This is a genomic window from Anditalea andensis, assembly GCF_000714815.1.
Lineage (GTDB): Bacteria > Bacteroidota > Bacteroidia > Cytophagales > Cyclobacteriaceae > Anditalea > Anditalea andensis.
Genome location: NZ_JMIH01000017.1, coordinates 1 through 9,123 on the forward strand (window position 1 = coordinate 1; position 9,123 = coordinate 9,123).

The 9,123-nt window shown below is 38.3% G+C and carries 5 protein-coding genes and 1 pseudogene; 4 read left to right on the plus strand and 2 right to left on the minus strand.

Translation table 11 applies throughout. From position 1 onward, the window contains the following. Positions 1–474 precede the first annotated feature (474 nt). Together EL17_RS10415 and EL17_RS10420 are read right to left on the minus strand one after the other, a co-directional pair. Positions 475–2,142 carry a RagB/SusD family nutrient uptake outer membrane protein gene (locus tag EL17_RS10415; RefSeq protein ID WP_164675049.1) on the minus strand — a complete coding sequence of 556 codons (1,668 nt, stop codon included), beginning with the start codon at positions 2,140–2,142 and terminating at the stop codon, positions 475–477. An 11-nt stretch (positions 2,143–2,153) separates the two neighbouring features. Then, positions 2,154–5,420: pseudogene (locus EL17_RS10420) on the minus strand (SusC/RagA family TonB-linked outer membrane protein). A gap of 1,984 nt (positions 5,421–7,404) precedes the next feature. On the opposite strand from EL17_RS10420, the gene EL17_RS24035 reads away from it, so the two are divergent. From EL17_RS24035 to EL17_RS23485, 4 genes are all read left to right on the plus strand, one after another. Further along, positions 7,405–7,638 carry a hypothetical protein gene (locus EL17_RS24035; RefSeq protein ID WP_240485973.1) on the plus strand — a complete coding sequence of 78 codons (234 nt, stop codon included), beginning with the start codon at positions 7,405–7,407 and terminating at the stop codon, positions 7,636–7,638. A 249-nt stretch (positions 7,639–7,887) separates the two neighbouring features. Beyond that, the gene (locus EL17_RS23480) at positions 7,888–8,211 is read left to right on the plus strand and encodes a hypothetical protein (RefSeq protein ID WP_164675050.1); all 324 of its coding nucleotides are present in this window, start codon (positions 7,888–7,890) and stop codon (positions 8,209–8,211) included. 84 nt (positions 8,212–8,295) lie between these two features. Continuing rightward, positions 8,296–8,808: a hypothetical protein gene (locus EL17_RS10445; RefSeq protein WP_035073590.1), complete on the plus strand. Its 513-nt coding sequence runs from the start codon at positions 8,296–8,298 to the stop codon at positions 8,806–8,808. Between the two features lie 113 nt (positions 8,809–8,921). After that, positions 8,922–9,056: a transposase gene (locus tag EL17_RS23485; RefSeq protein WP_164675051.1), complete on the plus strand. Its 135-nt coding sequence runs from the start codon at positions 8,922–8,924 to the stop codon at positions 9,054–9,056. The last annotated feature ends 67 nt before the right edge of the window (positions 9,057–9,123 follow it).

Genomic DNA, 9,123 nt, shown 5'->3' on the forward strand with positions numbered 1-9,123 from the left:
CTTTTAGGGTCAGGGGTAAGGGTTCGCGGTGACGGCGTATGGAAGATACGGTAGGTGAAACGTAAACGCCTATACAGCATCTTTTCTACCGATCGGAGGGAGCTAAGAAATCTTAGTAAGTTCGGCCCCTTTAGGGTCGTGGGGATGACGAATCCCTGTTTACCATAGGTGGCTACCCATGGCTATTGAAAGGTTTGATCCTTTTAGGGTCAGGGTCCGGTTACTCATAACATGTTAACCTACCATTTTAATTATAGTATTAATGTTGTTTATTTTGCGACTTTCGCTTAACCTTATCTTTTCCCATCTAATCATATAAAAAAAGCCCCGAAGGGCTTTTTCCAATGTTTTGAAAATTTAATCTTATAGTAATTGAATAAAAGCATTCCTGTATAGCCCCTTAATTAAATGAGTGAATTCATCACCTTCGGTTATACCGACCATATAATTACCAGATCTTTAAGCTTATTAAATTTAATATCCAGGATTCTGTTTAACTAAATTCTCTCCTACCAAATCTATGTAAGTCTGAGGTATAGGAAAATACTCGTGCTTCCCCTTTATAAAGTTAGCATTTACCAAATGGGACCTTTGCGCTCTTTCTTTGGTGAAAAAGGTATTCAACACCTGATCCGCTACCCCCCACCTTACAAGATCAAAAAACCTATGGCCTTCCAAGGCCAGTTCTAGTCTTCTTTCTAGCCTTACTGCCTGTCTGGCCAGAGACATATCCGTCCATGCCTCTTCATATATGTCTATGGCATAATTAGCCGCAGGCCCTGACCCATCAAGTCTTATCACCGGTATTGAATTTTTGGCCCTGTTCCTGATCATATTTACTGTTTGCCTTGCTCCTTCCAAATCACCCAATTCAACTTGAACTTCAGCTTTCCAAAGCAATAAATCTGCATACCTAAGGATATAATAGTTAAGTGAACTTATATAAGGCCATTCTTTAACTTGCAGGTTTGACAAGGGCGAGACTATTCTCTTTTTAGGAGCAAAAGGTCCATATGTGGATAAATCCCTGGCCCAATTGGCTTCATAATTTATTCCCAAATCAAGGTATGGTATACCCGGTCTACCTACGGTATGATCCAGCCTGGGGTCTACATAATTAGCAGCATTAATCGTAGAACTAAAAGGAAGCCCCTTCTCATTTGTAATAAAACTTTCTATCAGATCCAGAGATGGCCTATGAAACCCATATTGCTGATAATGGGGCCCTCCCGGAGCGGACAATCTGTCTCCAATCGCACCATTGAAATGTCTAGGTTCCCCATCGTTGACTGAATGTTGTACAGCAAATATGATCTCCCGGCTGTTATCGTTTTCCGGTAGAAAAAGCCCCCTAAAATCCGGATGCAAGGTGTATTTACCGGAGTTAATCACTTCATCTAACACCGTAAGTGCGTTAGCCCATTTGGACTGAAATACATATGTTTTGCCCAGGTAAGCAGCCGCTGCCATTTTGGTGGGTCTTCCTATATCCTGTTGGTCATTAGGCAAAAGCTCATAAGCTGCTTTAAAATCAGCTTCTATCAGGGACCATAGTTCATCATTTGTAAGACTAAGGTTGCCTACATAAAAATCCTGAAAATCTATTACAGACTCATCAATGTAAGGAACATTATGATATATTTTTTTGAGTTCGAAATAATAGTGCCCTCTTAAAAACCTCAATTCCCCCTCTCGGATTTTTCGAAGGTTAGCATCAAAAATATCTGAATTCTTTAACAGGTTCAGGGCATAATTGGTCCTTTTAATACCCTCATACAGCGCCGACCATTTTCGCTGAACATCTACCACTACCGGAGTGGTATTAAAAATTTCCATTTGATGTATCTGATTTTGATCTCCTGTACCTCCACCACCTTTGTAGGCATCGTCAGAGACTACATCTCCGAAACTCCAGTTAGATGCCGGAGAATTAAATCCACTGGTAGCATTGTCAAACTGGCCGTTGAGTACGCTGTATGCAGCTATTATGGCCCTCTCTATGTTTTCTGGCTTTAACATTTCAGATGGGGCCACTTCTCCATAGGGGATCTCGTCCAGATAATCTGATGAACAGGATATTATAAATGATAGCGCTATTAAAGAATATATGAGGCTATTTAACTTTTGAAGTTGATTTTTCATGGTTTGGAGTATTAAAATTGCACATTAAAGCCTAATAAGAATGTTCTAGAAGGAGGATATACACCCCTATCCACCCCAATGTCTAAATTTCGACTATCTGATGAGTAATTCTGCAGTCCGATTTCAGGAGTCATTCCTGAATAGTTTGTTATAGTAAATAAATTAGTAGCCTGGGCATATATTCTCAGTTCCAGATTGTGTATAAAACCGGATGGAAAATTATAGCCCAATTGAAGATTGTTAAGTTTTAAGAAGGAAGCATTTTCAACATAATATGAGGAAGGTCTTATGTTTTCATTTGGATCATCCATACTTAGTCTAGGAATATCTGTGTTGGTGTTTTCAGGTGTCCAAGCATCCAGTATTCTGTTTGACTTATTATAGGCAGACTGGTTGAAAAACATAATTTTTGATTTACTCCAATTATATATTTCATTTCCAAATGACCCGTTGAAAAACATGGATAAATCTACTCCTTTGTAATAGATATTTGTATTAAAACCAATTACTGCTTTAGGATGTGGAGAGCCTATGGCTACCCTATCCTGTGCATTGATGACCCCATCACCGTTTACATCCCTGAATTTCAGATCTCCAGGTCTAGCGGCTGGCTGAAGTCCATAAGCAGCTATTTCTTCTTCACTTTGAAAAATCCCCAAAGCATCATATCCAAAAAAAGTACCTATAGGCTGGCCGGGAAGGGTCCGTGAGATTTCTTGACCGGAGTTTACATTATGTAAAGTGGACCCCGGTATACCCAGATAACTTACTCCGGGATTTAACGTCACCAATTCATTTTTATAGAAAGAGTAATTTATACCCAGATTATAAAAAACATTTCCTGTTTTACCACTGTATTTTGATCCTAATTCAAACCCATGGTTTTTCATTTGGCCTCCATTGATCCAAACGCCATCATTGGTACCTCCATAGGTTATTGGAATAGGAGCAAAAATCAAAAGGTCGTCAGTAGTTTTATAGAAATAATCAGCAGTAATAACCAGTTTATTATTAAACATTTCAAGATCTATCCCCAATCCACTCTGAGTGGTCAGTTCCCAATTTAGATTGGGATTGGAAACCCTGGTTTGTACGAGCCCAGTGGAAACGCTTTCCTGAGACCCATCGATGGCATAATTCGAATGATGAATATTATTCTGGAAACTAGCCAAGGTAGAATAAGTCGGAACCTGTTGGTTTCCTGTCTGTCCCCAACTGGCTCTTATCTTTAATTCATTTACATTGGGTCCCAAATCCATAAAATTCTCCTGGCTTAATCTCCACCCTGCTGAGAATGCCGGGAAGAAGCCCCATTTATGATTGGAAAGCCTGGAGGTACCATCATACCTTAATGTAGCAGATACCAGGTATTTGTCGCTCCAGGAGTAATTTGCTTTTCCAAAGAAAGATGACAAATTCCATTTACTTGCCATCCCTGTATTTTGTTGGTTTTCCGTTCCGTAACTCAGATAATGAAAATTGGGGTCCTCATATAAAAAACCCTGTCTGGAGGCTCCTTTACTTTCGAAATAGTTTTCAATTTATTCCTGTCCCAAAAGAATATCTAATGCGCTATTTTCAAAGTTTTTATTATAGTTCAGCGTGTTTGTCCAAGCCAGCTGATAATAAAACGAACTGTTGTCAGACATACTATTCACTACTCTTTGAGATAACATCTCATCAAAAATAGGGTTAAAGGACCTTTGACCAAAGTTTTCAAAATCAAGTCCCAGGCTAGATCTAAAGGTGAGATGATCACTGAATTTAACATCTCCATATACATTCCCCATTAATTTGATTCTGTTTTTGGTATTGTCTTTTTGTCTGTAGAGACTTCCAAGGGGATTACTGGTATCATTTAGAGGATTCCCTCCAAAGTTGCCATTGACATCTCTGACAGGGGATATTGAAGGAAACTGAAAGGCATCGTTTACAATATTTCCCAATGCGCTGTTAGTCCCTACATCATTGGTCCGGGTAAGCGATGTGGTAAAATTCTGGCCAAGGTTAAGAAAGCCTTTAATGTTATAATCGGAATTATAACGCATAGAAAACCTATCAAAACCTGTGTGTTTTATAATACCATCCTGGTTAAAATAGGCTAGTGATAAGGAATGTCTGGAATCTTCCCCTCCTTTAGCAATGTTAAGGTTGTAAGACTGCACCGGGGCCGTCCTGAAAATCTGATCCACCCAGTCAGTGTCCGCTGATGGTATGGTCTGATTAGCGTTCAGCCATTGGGGGATGGTAGGGTTCAGGGGATCGTTACCGTATACGTCAGATGAAGGCGTCCTGCCGTCATTGATATTTGCTCTCCAAAGCATATCCCCATACTCCTGTGCAGACAGCATTCTTGGCAGGTTAAACGCCTGCTGTATACCCGAATAAACATCTAGCGTGATGGTTGGTACGGCAGACCTCCCTTTTTTGGTAGTGATAATGACCACTCCATTGGCAGCTCTAGACCCATATATAGAAGAGGCTGCCGCATCCTTCAATACCTGTAAGGATTCAATATCTTGAGGATTTATGGAGTTTAGACCGCTCGAGACTGGAGTTCCGTCTATTACATATAATGGATCATTATTATTGACTGTACCAAATCCCCTTATACGCACCGTCACGTTTCCACCGGGACCATTGTCCGAAAGTACCTGTACCCCAGGTGCCCTGCCCACCAGCATAGTCTCCACACTTGCTACAGGCAAAGATTTTATTTCATCCATGTTGACCACTGAAACAGATCCGGTCAGGTCTCTTTTCTTTTGAACATCATAGCCCATTACTACGACTTCATCTAACAATGCATCTGCATCTTCCAGATAAATAGTAAGATCAGTAGTATTATTCAACCGGACAATCTTAGAAACATAACCCAGGTATGAAATCGATAATTCTTCATGGCCATCAGGCACCATTATTGAAAAATTGCCATTTAGATCCGTAATGGTACCGATAGAGGTTCCGACCACTAAAACGGAGGCACCTATTACAGGTTCATTTCTCTTTTCATCGATCACTTTTCCTTTAATTTCCTGATCCACTGATGTAGGTGGTAGCATTGTCCTAGGGGTTCTGTTGGATGCTAAAGATTCTGGAATAGCATTATAGGCTATAGCTGACTTAGAAGAAACTGATTCGGCAGCTGCATATTGAATAAAAATAATGGAGGACATAAAAGCAAAAAAAAGAAGCCTTGATTTGTCCTTAAATGATGTAGATAGATTTGTTTTCATCTGAATATATTTGATTTTTAAAGGCCTGATGGAATCTCGCATTATATCATCATCCCAGGTTGTGACAATTTTTTCATGCTCGATTTCATCTGTTTATATTTGATTTTTAAAGGTCAGATGGAATCTCGCATTATATCATCATCCCAGGTTGTGACAATTTTTTCATGCTCGATTTCATCTGTTTATATTTTGATTTTTAAAGGCCTGATGGAATCTCGCATTATATCATCATCCCAGGTTGTGACAATTTTTTCATGCTCGATTTCATAGAAGATTATGTGATTAATTGGGCCAATACAAGAAAGAATGACTTACCATCATAATAATGCTGGTATATAAAATTTATCTTGGATACTTCTATCCATATTATATTTATCAGAAACCATCCATTATCCTGCAGCATGCCATCACCGGGTATCATGGGTTATAAAATCATACAATAGCACCGTTGATTTTTAAAAATTTATTTAAGTATGGTATACATATTTAAATATCTTTAACAATGGCAAATATAGAGGGTATACAAATAAGAAACATAGGATGAGTATTTTCAAAAAGTTAATAAACGATCTGTTTTATTGTTATAAACCTATTAATGACCATATTTATTTAACATATGCATAACATATATTGATTTTACTTTAAATCCATAAGCTATACTGCATAAAAATTGCGATTTCAATAGTATGATCAGATATATCCTGATATAAAACACCCTATTGAATCATTTAAGCTAATGTCTGCTCGGAACATCTACCATATTCCTATTCCCCTTCTTGCTTTAGGGTTTATTTTTCCATTATGGTGGTCAAAAAAAAGGGCACGTTTCCCCCTTCTCTATCAGCACATGGATTTGGCATCTCCAAACTGATATAAAAAATCATGGATACAAGGATTGCAATATGCTAATTCATGGGATATCATTTTTCCATTTGCCCTCACCTGTTTGGCGGAAGGATGTTAGAGACCATACCTTACCGCTGCCAACACTATAGTATCGTTTCCATTCATGTATTAGGGGTTTGAAAACCCCTGGATATTTGTATACAGCCGCTTTATATGCTGAGGGTTTCCCTAAGATGGGCAAACCAATTACCCATATTTCACCCCACTGCGGTGAGGAATACCGTATTTCTATAAACATGAAACCCTGTAAATAGCAATTTTAAAAGCATCAGTTTTTCGCAATCCAAAAGTGCCAAATGTAATTTTCCCATTCAGAGCTGAAAAGGTTAAGGGATGGTCTCAGAAAGCGCATGATTAAGTTAGCAGAGGGTTAATGATAGCTCTGTGAATTAAATACGGGTCGGGATAAGCAATCCCCCACCCCGATTCCCTTCGTTTATCGGGACTACCTAAAAAGGTCGTCTGAGTTCGAAGATTATAAATCTCGGACAGCTATGACAGGTACATGCCTGCATAAGATTACCCTAAAAATAATCCAATGGTTTCTTGGTTTTTAGCCAAAAGACGGAGTATCCTCGGGGAGGATACGGGGAGGACATAGGGGAGCCATAGGGGAACACTGGTTAAAATACCCAAAAAGACCGTGTAATTTTAAAATAAGTGCACATCATCAATATTTTCTCTCCTGAAAAAATTATATCATTTTTTTCTTTTCCTGACTCTTTAGAAGGTGGTCCAGCTGAACTGGAGCAAATCTCCAATACTTCGCTCTTCGGAATTTGCAATTCGAAGCCAAATAAAGGGGATTTGCAATCCCCATACGGATCAAAAACTTCTTTCCAGGGCCGCTATTAAAAACCTGAGCAATTTAATAGCCCATATTTCAATTAATTGTATTATCGTAAACTAGTTTTTAAATCTAACCGTTTTTTTATAAAGCTTTATCCTATACTATTAAAGACCAAGGGGCCATCCATTATGTCACTTTCCCCGTGCATCAATGGGTGGATGTTTTTACCAGATCCGCCTATAGGGTATATTTATTGAAAGCATCCACTATTGCTGCAATCATAAAGGTCTTGAAGTTTATGCCTGGGTGTGAATGACCAACCACTGCCATATGGTCATCAGCAGTTTAAATCTTCCTTTGAGCGACATTATCAGAGACCTCAAAAAACATACGGACAAAAAAATCATGAAGGCGAACAGGGACAATGAAAAGGAAAGCAGAAAGAGTTGGTTAATATGGCTGCTGACTAAGGATAACCATATCTGGTTTTGGGAAGAAGGATATCATGAAGAAGAGATCTTCACCCAGAATTTTATGGACAGTAAAATTAACTACATCACATGAATCCGGTCAAAGCCGGAATCGTAGAAAAAGAAGAACAATACCTCTACAGCAGTTGCGGTGAATTCTATGGCCTCAGAAAGAGCAGGATTAAGTTAGCAGAATCTTCATGATAGCTCTATGGATTAAATACGGGACGGGATTATAAATCTCGAACAGCTACGTGTAAATATCTATACAGATGTTTATCAATGGGTTATAAGTTATTGGGTATGCCTATCCTCATTTCAATTCCAAAATGTAGGGAATGGTTTGGCCACAGAGGTTACGGGTATCAATCAAAATTTTGCAATGGTCACATGTGTTTTTGGAGGAATTAAAAGAGCTTCATCATGGATTTCATCACTTTGTATTACAACATCAGGTTCAACAAATCATAGTATTATGCGAAATGAAATTTCAGAAGCGGCTTTTCTTGCTGACCAGGCTATTTTAAAACAAATGAGAGAAAATTTTACACACACAAATTCTTCTGTAACGAAAGAATTTAGACTTTTTGATGCTATATTAACTCAAGGCTTCTCCTCACTTACCGTGTTACAATTTCGTCCAGTTGTTCAGGTAGTTTGCAGGTAAATAAAGCTGTGTATGCTCCAGCTTTGTCTATGTGTAATTAAATATGAATAATATTCTGACTATTATCTTAACCATTTCAATTTTATGCAGGATATATCACCGACCTTAGTGGTTTTACCAAACAATACTTTAGTTGGTATAGAAAGTAAAACCTTTTTCACGGCCGAAAACTATACCATTGGAAATCTTTTTCATCCAAGCATACCTCCTAATAGTTTACATATAAGACAAAATGTTGATCTCTCCAAAGATTTGATCCATTTTCCGGTGGATTTTCCTCCAGAAAACTTATTGGGACTTTCTTTGATCAATAGGCGAGACCCAATGATATCTCTAAGTACAGCTGATGTTAGCGGGATATTTGATCGATTCCCAAACCTTATAGTCTTTCAATTGGATGGGTTTGAAATCAATCATTCCATAGTGGAACTTTTAATTTCTAAAAATCTGAAGACCCTAGCGCTGATAAGGGTTGACGGCATTGAATTACAACCTCTGGTCTGCAGTAATATTATTATGATATTAATTGAAGAAGAGAATTATGTCCACGATGACAACTTTGACATAGAAAGTTACAGGAAACTTATTCGTGATTAAGCCATCTTCAGAAAGTAAAACTTAGAAACGGAAAGGGTTACCACAGGTCACACAAAGAAGTGTATATATTTTAATGGACAATAAGTTAAGCCCTTTTTCTTAAATTTGAGACAATGAATAAGGAAAGAAGAACATTTGACGAAGAGTTCAAGAAAATGGCAGTTGAACTTCACATGAGTGGAAAAACAAGTACGGTAGTAGGTGAAGAACTTGGTATTAGCCCTGATTTGGTCCGACGTTGGACATGAGAATTCAAATTTGGAGAAAAACAGAGCTTCCCCGGTAAAGGGAAGGAGCACTTGACAGATGAACAGA

What these genes read in the sequence shown, in the direction of transcription:
- EL17_RS24035 (WP_240485973.1), top strand. Translation starts at nt 7,405, where the DNA reads ATGGTCATCAGCAGTTTAAATCTTCCTTTGAGCGACATTATCAGAGAC.
- EL17_RS10445 (WP_035073590.1), top strand. Translation starts at nt 8,296, where the DNA reads ATGCAGGATATATCACCGACCTTAGTGGTTTTACCAAACAATACTTTA.
- EL17_RS10415 (WP_164675049.1), bottom strand. Translation starts at nt 2,142, where the DNA reads ATGAAAAATCAACTTCAAAAGTTAAATAGCCTCATATATTCTTTAATA.
- EL17_RS23485 (WP_164675051.1), top strand. Translation starts at nt 8,922, where the DNA reads ATGAATAAGGAAAGAAGAACATTTGACGAAGAGTTCAAGAAAATGGCA.